This is a genomic window from Bradyrhizobium sp. IC4060, assembly GCF_020193715.1.
In the GTDB taxonomy this organism is placed as follows: domain Bacteria; phylum Pseudomonadota; class Alphaproteobacteria; order Rhizobiales; family Xanthobacteraceae; genus Bradyrhizobium; species Bradyrhizobium yuanmingense.
The window spans coordinates 18,989-37,678 of the sequence record NZ_JADYVJ010000004.1 but is presented as its reverse complement, the minus strand read 5'-3'; the positions used below and the strand labels follow the sequence as shown (position 1 = coordinate 37,678).

The window sequence follows — 18,690 nt, the reverse complement described above, 5'->3', positions numbered from 1 at the left end:
CATGCGGAAGGCGGACGGCAGCGTTTGCCCCGCGGTGATCACTTCGACCGCGGAGACCACATGAAACGTGCAAGACAGTGTGCCGCCGTGCTGCTGGGGCTGGCGGTTCTGACGCATGCGGCGCTGGCGCGCGACGACGGCCGCTTCGCCAACTCGCCCCTGAAACCCTGGTTCGAGAGTCTGCGTAGCGAGTTCGGGCTATGCTGCTCGGATGCCGACGGCTACGTCATCGCCGACGTCGATTGGGAGTCCGATCGCGGTCGCTACCGCGTGCGCATCGACGACGAGTGGGTCGTGGTGCCTGACGGCGCCGTGATCACCGTCCCGAACAAGATCGGCCGCACCATGGTGTGGAAGCACTATATCGACGGCCATCCGCGCGTGCGCTGCTTCATGCCGGGCAGCATGACGTAGAAGCGCGTCATTCCGGCCGGCGCGAAGCGCCGAACCGGAGCGACAACGCCAAGCTTAGCGCGCCTGGTTGTTCGAACCCGCGCTCGCGAGCTGCTTGATCCGCGGCGACAGCACGGCGACCTGCACGGGCGAGGCCGGCATGCCGGCGACGATCATCGCGGGGCTCGCAGACTGCTCCTCGACGCCGGCGCCGCCGAGCACCTGCACTTGCGTTGTCGTGATCGGAAACGACGTCACTTCATAGGAGGGAAGTTCGCTGGCGAACGCGGCGGCCGAGCTCGCAATCATGGCGCCGGCAACGGCAATCATCGAGAGAACACGCATGGGAGAATCTCCGTGGAAGATGTCAATCGGAGGTTTGGTCGCCGCGATGGCAGAACAGGTTCGCCCGTGCGCGAACATTCCCGTTGTCTTCGGCGCAGATATTGATTGCGTGATGCGAAGGGACGAAACGCGGAAGACGTTTTCCGCGCCAATGTTTCCGGACGGTTTCGCGAAAAGCGCCGATGCGCCCGCTCAATGCTCTTGCAGATCGAGCTGCGCAGATCTCGCCGGCGCGGCGGCCGCGGCAAAGCGCAGGCGCATCGTCGTGCCGTAGCCGGGCGCGGAAGCGACGACCAGCTCCCCGCCATGCGCCGCCATGATCTCGCGGACGATCGACAGGCCGAGACCGGCGCCTGCACCTGCGGCGTTGCCGGTCTGAAACGGCTCGGTCAGCCTGTGTTCGGCGCCGTCGGGCAGGCCCGCGCCATCATCGTGAATAGCCACGCCATCGCAGCCGATCGTGGCGACGATGCGCCGCGCGCCATGGGCGTGGATGAGCGCGTTGCCGACGAGATTGGCAAGTGCACTTCGGATCGCAGCGTCTACGCCCTGCACCACGAAGGGACCTCTTCCCTCGTGCTCCAGCGCAAGCTCGATGCCGGCGTCCAGCGCCGACGGGCTGAAATCGGCCAGCACGTCCAGCGTGATCTGGGCAAGATCGATCGGCCGCTTCTCGATCGCATGATTTTGCAATCGCGCCAGGTCCAGCATCGCGGAGACCAGCGAGGTCAGCCGGCGGACGTCGCGCACCAGCTCGGCCTTCAGGGCCGGCTCGGGCACGTCCTCGATCTTGGCGCGCAGCAGCGTCAGCGGCGTGCGAAGCTGATGGGCGGCATTGCCGAGGAAGCGGCGCTGCATCCTGATATAGGCGTCGATCTCGCCGAAAGCGCGGTTCAGCGCCTCGACCAGCGGCTTCAACTCGCGAGGGACCTCGGACAGCGATATCAAACCTTGCGGCGCCGAGGGGTCGATCGCGAGCGCGCGACGCGCCACCCGCTCGATGCTACGAGAGACGAAACGTGCGGCAAGCGCTGAACCGATGGCGACGGTCGCGGCAAAGGCCAGCGCCACCAAGGCGATCGAAAAGACCCTGCGGAGGAGAAAAGTCCTTGCAATCCGGCCAAAGCGAACCTGAGGCTCGCCGACCATCATCGCGAGCCGCAACGGGCCCCGTTGTACGGCGGAAAGACAGAAGGTGCTCTTCTGGTCGAGCGTGCTGAAAACGGACGAGCCGATGGGCCCGTGGTAGGGCAGCACGAAGGGAAGGGGAGGCCGGTGTTCGCTGCCGTACTCGCTGAGCAGGTCGCCCGCGGACACCACGTACCAGAGGTTTGGGCTGTCCAGCTTCAATTCCTCGAGCGCAGGAGTCGAGCGTATTATCAGTCTTTGCCCTTCGATCACCGTCGCGCGATCGAGAACGGCCGCTACGACCTGGCACGCCCTGAACTCGCGCTCCTCCGTCGGGTAACGCCATATGAAGAGGCCAAGCATGATCAGGAAGATCGTGGTGGCGGCGATACCGAGCGAGAACGCAAAGGTTCGGGCGATTGACTTCATCGCGGCGTTGCCAGCCGCAGGATGTAGCCGATGCCCCGCATGCTGCGGATCTCGACGTCGCCGCCGAGTTCGGCCAGTTTCTTGCGCAAGCGCGAGACCTGCGCCTCGAGCGTGTTGGACTCGATCTCGTCGTCGAAGCCGTAGATCTCCTCGATCAGGGCGGCGCGGGTGATGACGCGGTCGCGGCGCATCAGCAGCGCCCCCAGGATCAGCGCCTCGCGCCGGCGCAGCAGGATCCTGGTGTCGGCGACTACCGCCTCGTTGCTGCCGAGGTGCAACTCGACGTTGCCGAGCGACAGCACCGATGGGGCCAGCAGCCGAGGCCGGCGCAGCACCGCGCGCACGCGCGCAAGCAGCTCCTGCGGCTCGAACGGCTTGCCGAGATAATCGTCGGCCCCGCCATTGAGCCCTTCGACGACATCCTCCTTGGCGTCCTTGGACGTCAGCATGATGATTGCGGGCCGCTCCGCCGATTGGCTCAGCGCCGTGACCACCTGGAGCGCATCTCCGTCGGGTAGCATCCGGTCGACGATCGCCAGATCATACTTGAAATTGTTCAGTGCCTGGCGGGCATCGGCGATCGAGCCGACGAGGTCGACGATGCCGTGCAATTGCCCGAGCAGCCGGCTGACATAGGCGCCGATCTGTGGTTCGTCTTCGATCACGAGGGAGCGCACGCGGGTCGTCCTTGACTCTGCTGGGGCAACAAAACCCTGACCGTGACGCTCCCTGGCCGAATTCTGGCGCTTCGGCTCGTGCGCGAGGGTTCCCATAAAGGCGGCGAGCTTGGCGAATAAAAGGCAGGACCGAGTGAGTTCGCGGGTATGGCTCGTCACCTTTTTGAGGGCGTGATCGCGGCGGTGCAATGTTGGGGCAATGTTGATCCGGCGGGCGTGCCTGCCAGCGCCGGACATGGCCCTGGAAACATCTGATCGCACCTTGCAATCTTCGGGCAATTTAGCCGGACCAGATGCTGTGGCTCCTAACCACAACAGTCGACTCGGCCTGCAAGGCCGGTCCGGGGCCCCGCAATGAATGATTTCGAAGAAGCCGCTCTCCGCCTCACGGCGATTGTGCGGCGGACGACCGCCTGTCTCGCCGCACTCGGTGCGATCATGGCGACTGCGCCATCAGTCTCGGCGCAGACCGCCTTCACGCTGCCAGCGCCGCCATTGGAGCTGCCGATGCTGCCCTCGCCGTCGGGAAACTGGACCGTCATGGTCGGTATCGGCGGCGAATACAGGCCCGAGTTCGTGGGATCGAACAACGGGAAGTTTCTTCCGATCCCGATCTTCTCCATCCGCCGCGCCGGATCGATCGACCAGTTTCGCGGACCGCGCGACAGCGCCAGCATCGCGCTGCTCGACATCGGCCATTTTCGCGCCGGCCCCGCGTTCAAATACGTCGCCTCAAGGAAGGCCGACAAATATGCCGAGCTGACCGGCCTTGGCAATGTCGACGCCGCCTATGAGCTCGGCGGCTTCGTGGAGTATTATCCGGTCGACTGGCTGCGCCTGCGCAGCGAGTTGCGCCAGGGCATGGGCGGCCATACCGGCACCGTCGCGGATGTGTCTGCCGACGTCATCGTGCCGCTGATTCAAAGGCTGACGATCTCGGCCGGCCCGCGCTTCACCTGGAAGAGCGCCAATGCCACTGCGCCGTATTTCGGCGTCACCGACACGCAGGCACTGGCATCGGGGCTTCCGAGATACGATGCCAGGGGCGGTGCGCACTCGGTCGGTTTCGGCAGCCAGATCTCCTACCGCATCAACCCGCAGTGGGAGGTCCACGCCTATGTCGAGTACCAGAAGCTGCTCGGCGATGTCGCGGACAGCCCGCTGGTGAAGCTGCAGGGATCCTCGAACCAGACCACCGTCGGTCTCGGTGCGTCCTATTCGTTCGATTTCAGGATCCGATAGACCATGCGCGGCAAGATCATCCTAACTCTCGCCTGCGCGATCGCCAGCGTCGCGCTCGGTGCCGCCGCGGCGTTCGAGACGCGTGCCAGCCGGCTCCAGGCGATCAAGACCGTCGGTATCATCTCGGCGATCGGCGAGGAGATCAGCCTGACGCGAGCCGGCCTGACCGGGCTCGACAACGCCGCGCAGACCGCCTCGATCGGCGCATGGGGGCTGGACGAGCTGATCGTCCAGCAGGCAACGAAGCTGCTGAGCGGACGGTTTCATGTGCAGCCGGTGAGCTACCGGCGCGCGGCCTTCGCCGCGATCAGGGATTCGGCGGTCGCGCCGGTCAATCTGCTGCGGAGCGACCCGTTCAAGGAGCTGGTTCGCAGCGATGTCACGCCGCAGGGACTGGACGCATATATCGTCATCACCCGGGCGAGATCGAAGCTTGGAAACGGCCGCAACGTCGAGGGCGTCGGGTTCGCCGAATATCGGACGCTGCTTGCGGATTACGGACTGATCCACGCCTTGTACGAGGTTCGCATCATCGAGGGCAAGTCGTTCGACGTGATCGAGAAGAGGGTGGCCGCGCCGCTCGACAACACTGGCACGGTGCGGATCGCCGGCCCGAGCGGACCGATCGAAGCGACGTTCGAGGACGCGGGTTCGAGCGAACGGCTGCGTGCGGCGATCGCGAACCTCATCGTCCGAAGCCTGCCGCTCACGCTGGGCGACATGCACTTGATCGAGGGACAGTGACGGTTCTGTTTTGACGCGTTTTCTTGACGCGAACCGGGATCCACTTCGCTCGAAAACGCCTCAGGTCACCGGCGCGGGATTGAACAGCGTGAGGTCGTTGTGGATGCCCCAGCGGTCCGACCAGGGTTTGGTTCGGCCGCTGGCGACATCGAGGATCAGGCGGAACAGGTCCCAGCCGGTCTCCTCGATGGTCTTCTCGCCGGTTGCGATCTTGCCGGCGTCGAAGTCGATCAGGTCCTTCCAGCGCCGCGCGAGCTCGCTGCGCGTCGCGACCTTGATCACCGGTGCTGCCGCAAGGCCATAGGGCGTGCCACGGCCGGTGGTGAAAACTTGCAACGTCATGCCCGAGGCGAGCTGCAGCGTGCCGCAGATGAAGTCGGAGGCCGGCGTCGCGGCGAACAGCATGCCCTTCTGCGTCGCCTTCTCGCCGGGCGAGAGCACGCCGGTGATCGCGCTCGAGCCGGACTTGACGATCGAGCCGAGCGATTTCTCCACGATGTTGGCAAGGCCGCCCTTCTTGTTGCCGGGCGTGGTGTTGGCGCTGCGGTCGGCGCCGCCGCGGGCGAGATAGGAATCGTACCAAGCCATCTCGCGCACCAGCGCGCGGCCGACGTCCTCGTTGATGGCGCGGCGGGTGAGCAGCTGGATCGCGTCGCGCACTTCAGTCACTTCCGAGAACATCACGGTCGCGCCGGCGCGCACCAGGAGGTCCGCGGCGAAGCCGACGGCGGGATTGGCAGTGACGCCGGAGAAGGCATCGCTGCCGCCGCATTGCAGGCCGATCACAAGGTCGGACGCCGGGCAGGTCTCGCGCTTGCGGGTGTTGAGCACTTTGAGCCGCGCCTCGGCCTGGGTCATGATCGCCTCGACGATCGCACCAAAGCCGTCGAAAGCCTCGTCCTGCATGCGGATGATCGCGTCACCCACGCCTTCCGGCACCAGGCGTTCGGGTGCGAGCTTCTCGCAGCCGAGGCCGACAACGAGGATCTCGCCGCCGAAATTCGGGTTGAGCGCGAGGTTCTGCAGGGTGCGGATCGGCACCACCGCGTCGGGCGCGGTGATGGCGACGCCGCAGCCATAGGCGTGCGTCAGCGGCACGACGTCATCTACGTTCGGATATTTCGGCAGCAGCTCGGCGCGGATGCGCTTCACCGCATATTCCATCGTGCCCTTGACGCATTGCACGGAGGAGGAGATGCCGAGGATGTTCTTGGTGCCGACCGAACCGTCCGGATTGCGGTAGCCCTCGAAGGTGAAGCCTTCGAGCGGCGGCAGCGGTGCGGGGACGGCGGTCGAGATTTCGAGCTTGTCGAGGGCAGGGGCCTCCGGCATGCGGATGCGCGCCTCGTCCACCCATTCGCCGGCCAGGATCGGCGACAGCGCGTAGCCGATGATCTCGCCGTAGCGGACGATCGGTTCGCCTTCCGCGATGTCGACCAGCGCGGTCTTGTGTCCCTGCGGCACGAAGGCGCGCAACGTCAGGCCGCTGGCAAAGCGCGCGCCGGCGGGGAGCCCGAAATCATTGACCACGATCGCGACATTGTCGCGCTCGTTGAGCTTGATGTAGCGGGGCTGCTCTTTCGCTGCGACGTCCTGGTCCATCTGCGCTTGCCTCAGAAGTCGTAGGGTGGGCAAAGGCGCAACGCGCCGTGCCCACCGTCCTCACACCGAGCGTAAGCGGTGGGCACGCTTCGCTTTGCCCACCCTACGATATCTCAGCCCGGATTGGTGTAAGCCGTCTTCACCGTGGTGTAGAACTCGCGCGCGTAGGAGCCCTGCTCACGGGCGCCGTAGCTCGAGCCCTTGCGGCCGCCGAACGGCACGTGATAGTCGACGCCGGCGGTCGGCAGATTGACCATCACCATGCCGGATTCGCTGTTGCGCTTGTAGTGTGAGGCGTATTTCAGGCTGGTGGTGCAGATGCCGGAGGCGAGGCCGAACTCGGTGTCGTTGGAGATGGCGAGCGCCTCTTCGTAATTTTTCGCACGAATGACGGCAGCGACCGGGCCAAAAATCTCCTCACGCGCGATGCGCATGTTGTTGTTGGCTTCGGTGAACAGCGCCGGCTGGAGATAGTGGCCGGGGTTTTCGCGCTTCAGCAGCTCGCCGCCGAAGGCGAGCTTGGCACCCTCGTCCTGGCCGATCTTGATGTAGCGGAGGTCCTGATCGAGCTGGTTCTGATCGACCACCGGGCCGATATGCACGCCGGCCTTGAGCGCATCGTCCACGGACAGGCTGTTCAGGCGCTCGGCCATGGCGGCGACGAAGCGGTCGTGGATGCCCTCGGTGACGATCAGGCGGGACGAGGCGGTGCAGCGCTGGCCGGTCGAGAAATAAGCGCCGTTGACGGCGACCTCGACGGCAGTCTTGAGGTCGGCGTCGTCGAGCACGACCAGTGGATTCTTGCCGCCCATCTCGAGCTGGAACTTCTTCATGGGGTTCGAGAGCACGCAGGCCTGCGCGATCTTGCGTCCCGTCTGCACCGAGCCGGTGAAGGAGATCGCGGCGACGTCCGGATGCTCGAGCAGGGTCTGGCCGACCACCGAGCCGGAGCCGACGACGAGGTTGAACACGCCCGCGGGAATGCCGGAGCGGGTGATGATCTCGGACAGCGCATGCGCCGAGCCGGGCACCAGCTCAGCCGGCTTGAACACCACGGTGTTGCCGTAGCACAGCGCCGGCGCGATCTTCCAGGCGGGGATTGCGATCGGGAAATTCCAGGGCGTGATCATGCCGACGACGCCGACCGGCTCACGGGTGAGCTCGACGTCGAGGCCGGGACGCACCGAGGCGCCCTTCTCGCCGATCAGGCGCAGCGCTTCGCCGGCGAAGAACGCGAAGATCTGGCCGGCGCGGGCGACCTCGCCGATGCCTTCGGGGAGGGTCTTGCCTTCCTCGCGCGCGAGCAGGCGGCCGAGCTCTTCCTTACGGGCGAGGATTTCAGTCGAGATCTTGTTGAGCGCGTCGTAGCGCGCCTGCGGGGTCGACTGTGCCCAGGCGGGGAAGGCGGCCTTCGCGGCGGCGATCGCCTTCTCGGTCTGCGCCTTGTCGGCCTTGGCATATTCGCCGACGAGATCGTTGGTGTTGGAGGGGTTGATGTTCCTGGTGACGCCGGAGCCGTCGACCCATTCGCCGCCGATGAAGTTCTTCAGGATCGCTGTCATCTTTTTCCTCCAGGGGAACGTTTCTAACGCACGAGGCAGGGACGCTTGTCGTCAAACGTCCAGCCGGGGATCAAGTCCTGCATGGCCATAGCGTCATCCCGCCCCCCAAGTCCATGCTTCTTGTAGAGCTCGTGCGCGGCCTCGATGGCGGGGCGGTCGATCTCGATGCCGAGGCCCGGGCTATCAGGGACGGCGATCTTGCCACCCTTGATCTGGAGCGGCTCCTTCGTCAGCGCTTGACCGTCCTGCCAGATCCAGTGGGTGTCGATCGCGGTGACCTTGCCGGGGGCGGCGGCGCCGACATGGGTGAACATGGCAAGCGAAATGTCGAAATGGTTGTTGGAGTGCGAGCCCCAGGTCAGGCCGTTGTCACGGCAGGTCTGGGCCACGCGCACCGAGCCTTGCATGGTCCAGAAATGGGGATCGGCCAAAGGGATGTCCACGGCCCCGAGCCGCAGCGCATGGGAGAGCTGCCGCCAGTCCGTGGCGATCATGTTGGTGGCGGTCGGCAGGCCGGTGGCGCGGCGGAACTCGGCCATGATCTCGCGGCCGGAGAAGCCGGCCTCGGCGCCGCAGGGGTCCTCGGCATAAGCGAGGATGCCATGCATGCCCTTGCAGAGGCTGATCGCCTCATCGAGCGACCAGGCGCCGTTGGGGTCCAGCGTGACGCGCGCGCTGGGGAAGCGTTTTGCGATTGCGGTAACCGCCTCGATCTCCTGCTCGCCGCGGAGCACGCCGCCCTTGAGCTTGAAGTCGGCGAAGCCGTAATGGTCGTGGGTCGCCTCCGCAAGCCGCACCACGGCCTCTGGCGTCATCGCCTCCTGGTGGCGGAGGTTGAACCAGTCGGGCTTGCCAGTCTCGCCAGTCACGTAGTCGAGCTTCGACTTACGGCGGTCGCCAACGAAGAAGAGATAGCCGAGCGTCTCGACGCTGGTGCGCTGCTGGCCTTCGCCAAGCAGTGCTGCGACGGGCAGTCCGAGATGCTGGCCGAGCAGGTCGAGCAGCGCGGATTCGATCGCGGTGACCGCATGGATCATCACGCGAAGATCAAAGGTCTGCTTGCCGCGTCCGCCGACGTCGCGGTCGGCGAAGGCGGTACGGATATCGGCGAGGATGTTGTTCATCGCGCCGACCGTCTTTCCGATCACGAGGTCGCGCGCGTCCTGGAGCGTCTGCCAGATCTTCTGCCCGCCCGGCACCTCGCCGACGCCGGTGTGGCCGGCATTGTCGGTGAGGATGACGATGTTGCGGGTGAAGAACGGCGCATGCGCGCCGCTCAGGTTGAGGAGCATGCTGTCGCGGCCCGCGACCGGGATCACCTGCATCGCCGTGATAACAGGTGCGCCGGCGACTGACGCGCCGGAAATCTCAGTCTGGGCCATCGCAGGCTCCTCCCTGTCGTCTTGCTATTCTGCAGCCTGTTGTGACGATCGTGCGGCGGGCAGCTTCTGCACCAGTGCGGTCAGCTCCGCCATCTCCTGCTCGGTGAGATCAGTCAGCGGCGGACGGACCGGGCCGGAATCGCGGCCGATCACCTTCATGCCGGCCTTGATGATCGAGACCGCGTAACCCTTCTTGCGGTTGCGGATCGCGATCAGCGGCAGGATGAAATCCTTCAGGCCGGCCTGGATCGTGGCGTGGTCGCGCTTGCGCACCGCGGCGTAGAAGTTGGTGGCGAATTCCGGCACGAAGTTGAACACGGCCGAGGAATAGGTCGTCACGCCCATGTCGAGATAGGGCAGCGCGAAGGTCTCGGCGGTCGGCAAACCGCCGACATAGGTGAGACGATCGCCGAGCTTGGTGTAGACGCGGGTCATCAGCTCGATGTCGCCGATGCCGTCCTTGTAGCCGACGAGGTTCGGGCAGCGCTCGGCAAGGCGCGCGAGCGTGTCGGGCTGGAGGATGGCGTTGTCACGGTTGTAGACGATGACGCCGATCTTCACGGCGGCGCAGACCGCCTCGACGTGGGCGGCAAGGCCTTCCTGCTCGGAATGGGTGAGATAGGGCGGCAGCAGCAGGAGGCCGTCGGCGCCGGCCTTTTCCGCACCGATGGCGATCTCGCGGGCGATCGCGGTGCCGTAGCCGGTGCCGGCGAGCACGGGCACGCGGCCCTTGGTCTCGTCGACGGCGACCTTCACGACCTGCGGAACCTCTGACGGCGTTAGCGAGAAGAACTCGCCGGTGCCGCCCGCGGCGAACAGGCCTGCGACGTCATAACCGCACAGCCAGTCCATGTTGGCGCGATAGGTCGCCTCGTCGAAGGAGTAGTCCGCCCTGAACGGCGTGACGGGGAAGGACAGCAGGCCCGATCCGATCTTCTGGGCCATTTCCTGCGGGGTCATCTTGCTCATGGGCGCTCCCTTCTCGTGTTGCGGAGGACGCAAGCAGAGGCCGCACGTCCATGCGCCGTGGTTTAGGAGACCGTTCGATGCGCGTCCAAGCCAAAGCCTATATCGACCGATGCGGATTGAGCATCAATCCTCCGCCACCTCCGCGGAGGACAATTCGCCGGCGATCTTGACCAGCGCCGACAGCAGCGGGTTCTCGTCCTCGCGCCGCCACACCATGAACAACTCGACCGGAACGCGGGTGCGCAGCTTCAGCGGACGCAGGCGAACGTCGGAGATCTTCAGGCTCGCCGCCGCCGCCGGCACGATGGCAAGACCGAGGCCGGCGCGCACCATCGCGAGGATCGAGTGGATCTGGCTGAGATGCTGGACGTAGCGCGGCAGCACGTCGGCACGGGTGAACAGCGCCACCAGGAGGTCGTGGAAGTAGCGGCTCTCATAGGGCGAGTACATCACGAAGGGCTGGTCGTCGAAATCCTTGATGGTGATGCCGTCGGCATTCGCCAGCGGATGCTTCTTCGGGATCGCCGCGAGCAGCGGCTCGGCGACGACGCGGCGGCTGGCAAGCTCGGGCCGTGCGATCGGCGGCCGCAGCAGGCCGGCATCGATCTGGCCAGAAGTCAGAGCCTCGAACTGATCGCCCGATACCATCTCCTTCAGAGAGAAATCGACCTCCGGCAGCTTGGCGCGGCAGGCGGCGATGAGTTCGGGCAGGAAGCCATAGGCCGCGGCCGCGGTGAAGCCGACCTTCAGCGAGCCGGTCTTGCCGAGCGCGATGCGGCGGGCCACCTGCGAAGCGCTTTCGGCAAGCTTGAGGATGCGCCGCGCCTCCGGCAGGAAGCTGCGCCCGGCCGGGGTGAGGCGCACCGAGCGGCTGGTGCGCTCCAAGAGCGGCGCGTCGATGATGTGCTCGAGCACCTGGATCTGCCGGGACAGCGGCGGCTGCGTCATGTTGAGCCGCACGGCGGCGCGGCCGAAGTGCAATTCCTCCGCCACCGTGACGAAACAGCGGAGCTGGTTGAGGTCGAACATCGATACATGCCTTAGATGAATAAGGCGTTTCCCCGGCACTTCTAGCATCGATCACCCCCAAAACAAAGACGGCGGCCTTGTGGGCCGCCGTTGAGTTGCCTGGTCAAGCTCCCATGGGAGCCCTCAGGAGGAACAGGCTGATGCGAGACCGCCTCACGTCCGCTGCGGACGCCACTGTGCTCATCACGCGCCTCTCTTAGGCCTCGGCCGTTTGCCCGACACGAGTCCTAGAGGTGCGCGCGGCGAAGTGTCCAAGTTCAAGGCAGTATCGATCGATGCTGTTTTTGGATCGATGGAACGGCGAAGTGGGGGATGATCGGTGTTAGGAAACCCTATCAAACCACCGCTGTCATTCCCCGCGAAGGCGGGGAATCCAGTACGCAGCGGCGTCTCGATTCAATCACTGCTGTCACGGAGTACTGGATCGCCCGGTCAAGCCGGGCGATGACAATGAGTGTGTGGAGACAGCGCGCGCTATTGCTGCGCGCTGGGCAGCAACTGCGGCAGCAGTCCGCGCGTCACGTTCGGCGGCACGGCGTCGAGACCGAGCACGGCGCTCGCCGCCGGCAGCGCCGCATCGGCCATCGCGGCATGGCCCTCGGCGCTCGGATGCACCGCGCCGCCATAGACGGCGGAGAGCACGCCCCAGGTCGCATCGTGGATGTCGGTCGGCTGGCTCGCCGCCGGCAGGCCCTGCGGATAGGTCATCGCGGCGAAATAGCTGTCATTGGCGTCGCGGACCCAGCGCGCGCGGGGCAGGTAGGCGCGGTACTCCGAGGCGCCGCGGCCGCACAGCATCGGCTGGCTCGCCGCGCTGACGATGTCGGGATCGAAGCTCTGGCCGTTCGCGGCAAAGCAGCTGCGGTCGAATTCGGGATCGTTGCCGGAACGGGCGCAGAAGCCGTGCTCGGCGAACGCGGCCTGGTGCGCATCGACGAAGGTCATGCGGTCGGCTTCGGGATCGCGGCACAGCGCACCGCGGGTGCAGGTGGCGAGCCCCTTCAGCTGCGGCAGGAATTCGCTGTCGACGAAGGCGGAGACGCGGGAAAGGCGCTGCGGATCGGCATTGAAGGACGGGTGGATGTCGAAGCCGGCCCGGCCGCCGCGGCAGGGCGCGCCGCCGTCGGCGAGCGCAGGGTTGGCATAGGAGACATAGACCACGTGCGAGAGGTCGCCGCCGACCAGCGGCTTCAGCGCCTCGCGCAGCTTGACGAAATTCTGCGGCAGCTCGCGCTGGAGCGCATCGCGGGAATCGTCGACGCTCGCCAACACGCCGGAGCGGCGGAACAGCGCGCGCTCGGTCGCGGTTTCGACGATGACGTCGGCGACGAGGCCGGAGAAATAGACGTCGTTGGCACCGACCGAGAGCAGCACGAGATCGAGCGTGCGATCGGGCTGGCGCTTCTTCGCCGCGGTGACGGCTTCCCGCAGCTCGGCGACCTGCGCGTTCACGCTGGTGTTGCAGACGCCGGTCTTGCCGGGCGGGCATTCGCGGGCGCGCTGCGAGCCGAGCAGCCCGTCGCCGATGCTCGCGCCGGTGCAGGCGAGCGGCAGGAAGGTCACGGCGATGTGGGTGTAGCGCACCGCGAGCGCCAGCGCGGTGCGCGCCTGATAGCTGTAGAGCGATCGATGGCACGGCGCATTGAACCAGAGCGCGCTGTAGCGCTGCCAGTTGGCGAGCGTATCCGGCGCCTCGCAGGCGCGGCCGCCCTTGAAGCCGTGGCGGCTCGGCCGGTAGTACTGCGCGCCGGCGGTGCCGAGATAGGAGCGGAAGCAGAAGCCTTCGTCCGACAGCGCCAGCGGCCGGTCCGGATTGCCTTCGCCGGAGGCGATGCTGTCACCGAGACCTGCGATGAAGATGTCGCGGACCTGGATCTCGGTCTGGATCCGCTGGGTCGGATCGGAGCCGGCCGAGACATCGACGGTCGCAACCGTCGGCTTGCCGTAGCGGACACGCAAATTGATCGGCTCGGCGCAGTCGAAGGTCGAGCTCTGCGGGCCATCGCCGTCATCGAACGACCAGGCGCAGGTGGCGCCGACCGGCACCGCGCCGGTCAGGCGCACCGTCACGGGATGGTCGATCGGCGTGATGTAGTTCTCTTTGACGTTGTCGCGGGTGCAGGGCTGGTTGACCCGGCCCTGCAGGTCGATGCAGAGCCGGTTGACCATGTTGCGGGCCCAGCCGCGGCCCTCGCTCTGGAGCTCGAGGGACTGTTCGGCGGCTAGAATGCTGCGGTTGCGCTCGTTCTCGACATGGAGCAGGAAGTCGCGCTCCTCGCGGAAGAGCCGGAAGCGGTTACGCACCTCCCAGCTGATCTGCATGGTGCCGGCGTCCTGCGCGGCGGCGCGCTCGGGCAAAGCAAGGATGCCGGCAAGCAGCACGGCGCCGGCCGAGAGGGTGCGAAGGAATACGGAAATCATGGCCCGCGTCTTCAACGGCAAAGTTGAGGCGGAAATAAGAGAGGATTGTGCGCCTGCCCGCAACCTTTGCCTGATGATTCCGAGGGGCCTTGATTGCCGGCGGCGGCTTGATTGCCGGCGGCGCCTTGGGCGGCTCAGCGCTTGCCGGCCTGCCGCAGCAGCCGTTCGCGTTCCATCGGCGTCACCTCCTTGGGCAGGTTGGCCTGCGCGCAGGCTTCCGCCAGCCGCCGCCGCTCCTGCCACGGCGCGACCACATTCGTCCAAAGCTCGCGCGTGCCCATGATGGAGATGGCAAGGCCGAACGGGATCACGAAATAGAGAATACGGAACACCAGCAGCGTGGCCAGAAGCTCCTCGCGGCCGAACTGGGGCAGCGCCACGAGCATGGCGGCATCGAACACGCCGATCGAGCCCGGCGCGTGGCTGGCAAAGCCGATCAGGGTCGCCAGGATGAACACGACCGCGAGCGACATGAAGTCGATCGGCGGGTTGGCCGGCATCAAGAGGTACATTGCCGTGGCGCAGAAGCCCAGATCGACGACGCCGATCAGGATCTGCACCAAGGTCAGCGGCGCCGAGGGCAGCACCACCTTCCAGCCCTTCTGGCCGAGCTCACGGCGCTTCTCGCCCATGCAGAGCCAGACCAGATACGCGCCGATCGATGCGAGACCGCCGAGGGCGATCAACCGGTTGAGCGAGGAGGGCAGCTGATCCATCGAGGAGGCCGCGTCCGGATGGATGGCCATGCCGATCGAGAGCACGAAGATGTTACCGAGCCAGAAGGTCAGGCCGGACAGGAAGCAGATCTTCGCGACGTCGATCGCGTTCAGTCCGTAGTCCGAATAGATCCGGAAACGGATCGCGCCGCCGGTGAAGACCGTGGCGCCGATGTTGTGCCCGATCGAATAGGACGTGAAGCTGGACAGCGCCGCGATGCGATAGGGCACGTGCTTCTTGCCGATCGTTCGCAGCGCAAAATAGTCGTAGAAGGTCAGCGTACAGAACGCGAAGAAGACGCAGATCGCCGCCAGCCCGATGTTGCCGCGGGGAATCTCCGTCAACGCGGTCAGGATGACCCCGGTATCGATGCCCTTGAGCGTCCGCACCAGCGTGGTGATCGCAAAGGCGATGATGAAGATGCTCGCGGCGACGCCGAGCCGTCGCCAGCCGATCCATCTGTTGAAGCCGCGTTTCAACGCGGGCAGCAGTCCGTGCATTCATCCTCCCGGCGGGGGGCAAGACCGACCGGGCCAGACATTGGCCGGTCGGGTGCGATCACGGCCAAAAGGCAGGCATCGATCGCTAGGCATGATCCAGCTCATTTAAGGCAAAATCAGCGGCTTGTGCAGCCCTTGACAACAATAGGTTCTGCGTTCGGCGGGCAACTTTGTCATACGCGGTTCATATCGGCGGCGCGTTAAGCATATGAGTCGCGAAACCCGGCTCATCCCGCGCGCTCAACGTGCCGATACGATCTCAAATCCCGGCGCCGTCCGCATTGTTCCAGCGCAGAGGCGTATCGGCGTTTTTGGAACGTCGATGCCGCGTGGTCGTTAGGCTCCATCAGCAATCGAACATGGCGGAATACGCGGCTTTTTCGTGCAAGCCGGCGCCTCCGTGTTCCCAAGACCCGAGAGGATTAGAACGATGGGACTGTTCACAAAAGACATCAAGACCATGAACGACCTGTTCGTCCATCAGCTCCAGGACATCTATTACGCCGAGCAGCAGCTCACCAAGGCGCTGCCGAAGATGGCGACCAAGGCCACTGATCCGCAGCTGAAACAGGGCTTTTTGACGCACCTCGAGGAAACCAAGCAGCACGTTGCGCGGCTCGAGGAGGTCTTCAAGATGCACGGCGTCCCCGTGAAGGCGGTCGACTGCCCGGCCATCGACGGCATCATCGAGGAAGCCGACGAGACCGCCGGCGAAGTCGCCGATAAGGCGGTGCTCGACGCGGCCCTGATCAATGCGGCGCAGGCCGCGGAGCATTACGAGATCGTCCGCTACGGCAGCCTGATCGCCTGGGCCAAGCAGCTCGGCCGCAACGATTGTGCGGCGGTGCTCGCCAAGACGCTCGAGGAGGAGAAGGCGACCGACCAGAAGCTGACGACACTCGCCGAGAGCAAGGTGAATCTGCGCGCGGCGAGCTGAGTAGAGGAAACTACGAGCGCCGCGCGATGGTCCGCGCGGCGCTTGTGCTTGTTCGCTTCCCGCTGCCGTGGTGCTGCTTCGGTGCGCCGTCGCGAGGATCAGCAATGTGAGCGAACTCGCTCATCTTCCATTCACCACGTCCGGAGCAGGTTTGTAGCCGGTTACCGATCGTCCACCACTGTCGGCTCAAGTGCGGGTCGATAGGGGCCGGCAATGTATCAAGTTCTCTACTGTCTCACCGACGAGCATGACTGGCGACTGGTGGCCCTTGGGGGCGCGGTGTGCCTGCTCGCCAGCGCCGCGGCGATCAGCCTGTTTCAGCGCGCACGCGCGACGCACGGAGCCGGGCGTCTGGCCTGGATCGCCCTGGATGCGGCCGTGAGCGGATGCGGCATCTGGGCGACGCATTTCATCGCGATGCTCGCCTATGGCCCCGGGAGCGCCGGCGCCTACAACATCCCGGTGACAATTCTGTCGCTGATGCTTGCGATCTCCTTGACCTTCGTGGGCCTGAGCATCGCCGTGGCGTCCTCGCGCCCGGTGTGGATCGTCGTCGGCGGCGCCATCGTCGGCCTGGGTGTCGCGGCGATGCATTACACCGGCATGGCGGCGCTGGAGATGCCGGCACGGCTGGATTGGATCGGGAGCACGGTTGCCGCCTCGGTGCTGTTCGGAATCGTCTTCGCAGCGCTCGCGCTGTTCGTCGCCGCGCGAGGTGACGGCATTCGGCATGCGCTGAGCGCGACTGCTCTGTTGACGCTCGCGATCGTTGCCCATCATTTCACCGCGATGGGCGCGGTGCTGCTGACGCCGGACCCGACGATCGCGATCAGCGGGCTCTCGGTCCCGCCGGCCTCGCTGTCGTTCCTGACTGCCGGCGCCGCCGTCGCGATCATCGCGATTGCGCTCGTGGCCGCGCTGCTCGACCGCCGCGCCAAGGGCGAACTGGGCCGCCAGCAGATCGTGCTCGACAGCGCGCTGGAGAACATGTCGCAGGGGCTGTGCATGTTCGACGCGGAAGGCAAGATCATCCTGTTCAACGAGCGCTATGCCGCGATGCTCCGTCGAACCGACGTGCCGCTCGCCGGCCGCTTGCTGGTCGACGTGCTCAGGGAAGAGCAGGCGAAGGGCCAATGGCAGGGCGACGCCGATGAATTCTTCGCCCGCCTCGTCGCCGACGCGCGCGAGGGCCGCACCACGACCGACGTCGTCAACCGGTTCGGCCGCTCCATCCGGGTCGTCAACCAGCCGATGCAGGGCGGCGGCTGGGTCGCGACCTTCGAGGACATCACCGAATGGCTGGAGGCGCAGGCCAAGATCTCGCACATGGCGCGACATGACGCGCTGACCAGCCTGCCGAACCGCGTGCTGTTCCACGAACAGCTCGAGCAGGGACTGCGCCAGACCAAGTCGGGCGACCAGCTCGCGGTGCTTTGCCTCGATCTCGATCACTTCAAGGACATCAACGACTCCCTCGGCCATCCCATCGGCGATGCGCTGCTCAAGGAGGTCGGCCGCAGGCTCGAGGCCACCGTCGGCGAACAGGACACCGTGGCGCGGCTCGGCGGCGACGAGTTCGCGGTGGTCCAGATCGGACGCTCCGAGGAGATCGCCGCGCGATCGCTTGCCGGACGCCTCGTCGAGGTGATCTCGGCGCCTTACCAGATCGACGACCATCAGATCGTGATCGGCGTCTCGATCGGCATCTCGCTGTCGCCGCAGGACGGCAGCAATCCGGACGAGCTGCTCAAGAACGCGGATCTTGCGCTCTATCGCGCCAAGGCGGATGGCCGCGGCACCTACCGCTTCTTCGAGACCGGCATGGATGCGCGTGCGCAGGCGCGGCGCCTTCTGGAAATGGATCTGCGCGCGGCGCTGCAACGCGACGAGTTTGAGGTCTATTACCAGCCGATCCGCGAGGTCGCCAGCGGTCGCGTCGTCGCCTTCGAGGCGCTGCTGCGCTGGAACCATCCGCAACGCGGGCTGATCGCGCCGATCAGCTTCATCCCGCTGGCCGAGGAGACCGGGCTCATCGTTCAGCTTGGTGAGTTCGTGCTGTGCTCCGCCTGTGCCGACGCGGCCACCTGGCCCGACGATGTCGATGTCGCCGTCAATTTGTCGCCTGTGCAGTTCAAGAGCCCGAACCTGATCGCGGGTGTGACCGAGGCGTTGGCCGCCTCGGGACTTGGTGCGCGCCGCCTCGAGCTCGAGATCACCGAATCCGTCCTGCTCCAGAACAGCGAGGCGACGCTGACGACCTTGCACGAGCTGCGCGCCATGGGCGTGCGGATCTCGCTCGATGATTTCGGCACCGGCTATTCGTCGCTGAGCTATCTGCGCAGCTTCCCGTTCGACAAAATCAAGATCGACCGTTCCTTCGTGTCGGAGCTGGCGACGCGCGAGGATTCCATGGCGATCATTCGCGCCGTGACCGGCCTCGGCCGCAGCCTCGGCATCGTCACCACGGCGGAGGGCGTCGAGAACGACGCGCAGCTCGAGCTGCTCCGGCGCGAGGGCTGCACCCAGGCGCAGGGTTATCTGTTCAGCAAGCCGCGGCCCGCCTCGGATGTCGCGATCATGCTGGAACGGCCGCGGCTGCGCGCGTCGGCTTGA

General features: G+C 65.8%; 15 protein-coding genes. 5 read left to right on the top strand and 10 right to left on the bottom strand.

Annotated features, from left to right (window positions below):
- Positions 1–60: 60 nt before the first annotated feature.
- Positions 61–414: a hypothetical protein gene (locus I6F16_RS16165; protein WP_036015590.1), complete on the top strand. Its 354-nt coding sequence runs from the start codon at positions 61–63 to the stop codon at positions 412–414.
- Positions 415–468: 54 nt separating this feature from the next.
- Here the strand turns inward: I6F16_RS16165 and I6F16_RS16160 are convergent, their stop codons facing one another.
- The 3 genes from I6F16_RS16160 to I6F16_RS16150 all read right to left on the bottom strand — a co-directional run bounded on the left by I6F16_RS16160 (position 469) and on the right by I6F16_RS16150 (position 2,972).
- A complete protein-coding gene (locus tag I6F16_RS16160; protein ID WP_036015592.1) occupies positions 469–738 on the bottom strand; it encodes a hypothetical protein in 270 nt (89 codons plus the stop codon).
- Between the two features lie 192 nt (positions 739–930).
- Entirely contained in the window at positions 931–2,295 is a 1,365-nt protein-coding gene (locus tag I6F16_RS16155; RefSeq protein ID WP_225173863.1) for a HAMP domain-containing sensor histidine kinase, read from the bottom strand.
- The gene (locus tag I6F16_RS16150; protein WP_036015597.1) at positions 2,292–2,972 is read right to left on the bottom strand and encodes a response regulator transcription factor; all 681 of its coding nucleotides are present in this window, start codon (positions 2,970–2,972) and stop codon (positions 2,292–2,294) included. Before I6F16_RS16150 ends, I6F16_RS16155 begins: the two co-directional genes overlap by 4 nt.
- A gap of 354 nt (positions 2,973–3,326) precedes the next feature.
- Here I6F16_RS16150 and I6F16_RS16145 point away from each other — a divergent pair, with 354 nt between their 5' ends.
- The gene (locus tag I6F16_RS16145; RefSeq protein ID WP_036015599.1) at positions 3,327–4,214 is read left to right on the top strand and encodes a MipA/OmpV family protein; all 888 of its coding nucleotides are present in this window, start codon (positions 3,327–3,329) and stop codon (positions 4,212–4,214) included.
- A 3-nt stretch (positions 4,215–4,217) separates the two neighbouring features.
- Complete coding sequence (locus I6F16_RS16140) at positions 4,218–4,958, top strand: hypothetical protein (protein ID WP_036015600.1); 741 nt, start codon at positions 4,218–4,220, stop codon at positions 4,956–4,958.
- 60 nt (positions 4,959–5,018) lie between these two features.
- Here the strand turns inward: I6F16_RS16140 and garD are convergent, their stop codons facing one another.
- The 7 genes from garD to I6F16_RS16105 form a co-directional block, all read right to left on the bottom strand.
- Positions 5,019–6,560, bottom strand: coding sequence for a galactarate dehydratase (garD, locus tag I6F16_RS16135; protein WP_225150666.1), 1,542 nt, complete (start codon positions 6,558–6,560; stop codon positions 5,019–5,021).
- A 113-nt stretch (positions 6,561–6,673) separates the two neighbouring features.
- Positions 6,674–8,122 (bottom strand): aldehyde dehydrogenase family protein, encoded by a 1,449-nt coding sequence (locus I6F16_RS16130; protein ID WP_036044516.1) that lies wholly within the window; start codon positions 8,120–8,122, stop codon positions 6,674–6,676.
- 23 nt (positions 8,123–8,145) lie between these two features.
- Positions 8,146–9,504: a glucarate dehydratase gene (gene gudD, locus I6F16_RS16125; RefSeq protein ID WP_225114193.1), complete on the bottom strand. Its 1,359-nt coding sequence runs from the start codon at positions 9,502–9,504 to the stop codon at positions 8,146–8,148.
- A 24-nt stretch (positions 9,505–9,528) separates the two neighbouring features.
- Positions 9,529–10,473 (bottom strand): 5-dehydro-4-deoxyglucarate dehydratase, encoded by a 945-nt coding sequence (gene kdgD, locus I6F16_RS16120; RefSeq protein ID WP_036030198.1) that lies wholly within the window; start codon positions 10,471–10,473, stop codon positions 9,529–9,531.
- A gap of 123 nt (positions 10,474–10,596) precedes the next feature.
- On the bottom strand, positions 10,597–11,502 hold the full coding sequence (locus I6F16_RS16115; protein WP_036015611.1) for a LysR substrate-binding domain-containing protein: 906 nt from the start codon (positions 11,500–11,502) through the stop codon (positions 10,597–10,599).
- A gap of 474 nt (positions 11,503–11,976) precedes the next feature.
- A complete protein-coding gene (locus tag I6F16_RS16110) occupies positions 11,977–13,923 on the bottom strand; it encodes a hypothetical protein (protein ID WP_225114194.1) in 1,947 nt (648 codons plus the stop codon).
- A gap of 134 nt (positions 13,924–14,057) precedes the next feature.
- Positions 14,058–15,140, bottom strand: a complete 1,083-nt coding sequence (locus I6F16_RS16105; protein ID WP_036030193.1) for a YbhN family protein — start codon at positions 15,138–15,140, stop codon at positions 14,058–14,060.
- A 430-nt stretch (positions 15,141–15,570) separates the two neighbouring features.
- Between I6F16_RS16105 and I6F16_RS16100 the strand changes: the two genes are divergently transcribed.
- Together I6F16_RS16100 and I6F16_RS16095 are read left to right on the top strand one after the other, a co-directional pair.
- A complete protein-coding gene (locus tag I6F16_RS16100) occupies positions 15,571–16,077 on the top strand; it encodes a ferritin-like domain-containing protein (RefSeq protein ID WP_036015620.1) in 507 nt (168 codons plus the stop codon).
- Between the two features lie 213 nt (positions 16,078–16,290).
- The gene (locus I6F16_RS16095; RefSeq protein WP_225114195.1) at positions 16,291–18,690 is read left to right on the top strand and encodes an EAL domain-containing protein; all 2,400 of its coding nucleotides are present in this window, start codon (positions 16,291–16,293) and stop codon (positions 18,688–18,690) included.

Coding starts and splice junctions, on each gene's coding strand:
- I6F16_RS16165 (WP_036015590.1), top strand. CDS start 61: ATGAAACGTGCAAGACAGTGTGCCGCCGTGCTGCTGGGGCTGGCGGTT.
- I6F16_RS16160 (WP_036015592.1), bottom strand. CDS start 738: ATGCGTGTTCTCTCGATGATTGCCGTTGCCGGCGCCATGATTGCGAGC.
- I6F16_RS16155 (WP_225173863.1), bottom strand. CDS start 2,295: ATGAAGTCAATCGCCCGAACCTTTGCGTTCTCGCTCGGTATCGCCGCC.
- I6F16_RS16145 (WP_036015599.1), top strand. CDS start 3,327: ATGAATGATTTCGAAGAAGCCGCTCTCCGCCTCACGGCGATTGTGCGG.
- I6F16_RS16140 (WP_036015600.1), top strand. CDS start 4,218: ATGCGCGGCAAGATCATCCTAACTCTCGCCTGCGCGATCGCCAGCGTC.
- garD (WP_225150666.1), bottom strand. CDS start 6,560: ATGGACCAGGACGTCGCAGCGAAAGAGCAGCCCCGCTACATCAAGCTC.
- I6F16_RS16130 (WP_036044516.1), bottom strand. CDS start 8,122: ATGACAGCGATCCTGAAGAACTTCATCGGCGGCGAATGGGTCGACGGC.
- gudD (WP_225114193.1), bottom strand. CDS start 9,504: ATGGCCCAGACTGAGATTTCCGGCGCGTCAGTCGCCGGCGCACCTGTT.
- kdgD (WP_036030198.1), bottom strand. CDS start 10,473: ATGAGCAAGATGACCCCGCAGGAAATGGCCCAGAAGATCGGATCGGGC.
- I6F16_RS16115 (WP_036015611.1), bottom strand. CDS start 11,502: ATGTTCGACCTCAACCAGCTCCGCTGTTTCGTCACGGTGGCGGAGGAA.
- I6F16_RS16110 (WP_225114194.1), bottom strand. CDS start 13,923: ATGATTTCCGTATTCCTTCGCACCCTCTCGGCCGGCGCCGTGCTGCTT.
- I6F16_RS16105 (WP_036030193.1), bottom strand. CDS start 15,140: ATGCACGGACTGCTGCCCGCGTTGAAACGCGGCTTCAACAGATGGATC.
- I6F16_RS16100 (WP_036015620.1), top strand. CDS start 15,571: ATGGGACTGTTCACAAAAGACATCAAGACCATGAACGACCTGTTCGTC.
- I6F16_RS16095 (WP_225114195.1), top strand. CDS start 16,291: ATGTATCAAGTTCTCTACTGTCTCACCGACGAGCATGACTGGCGACTG.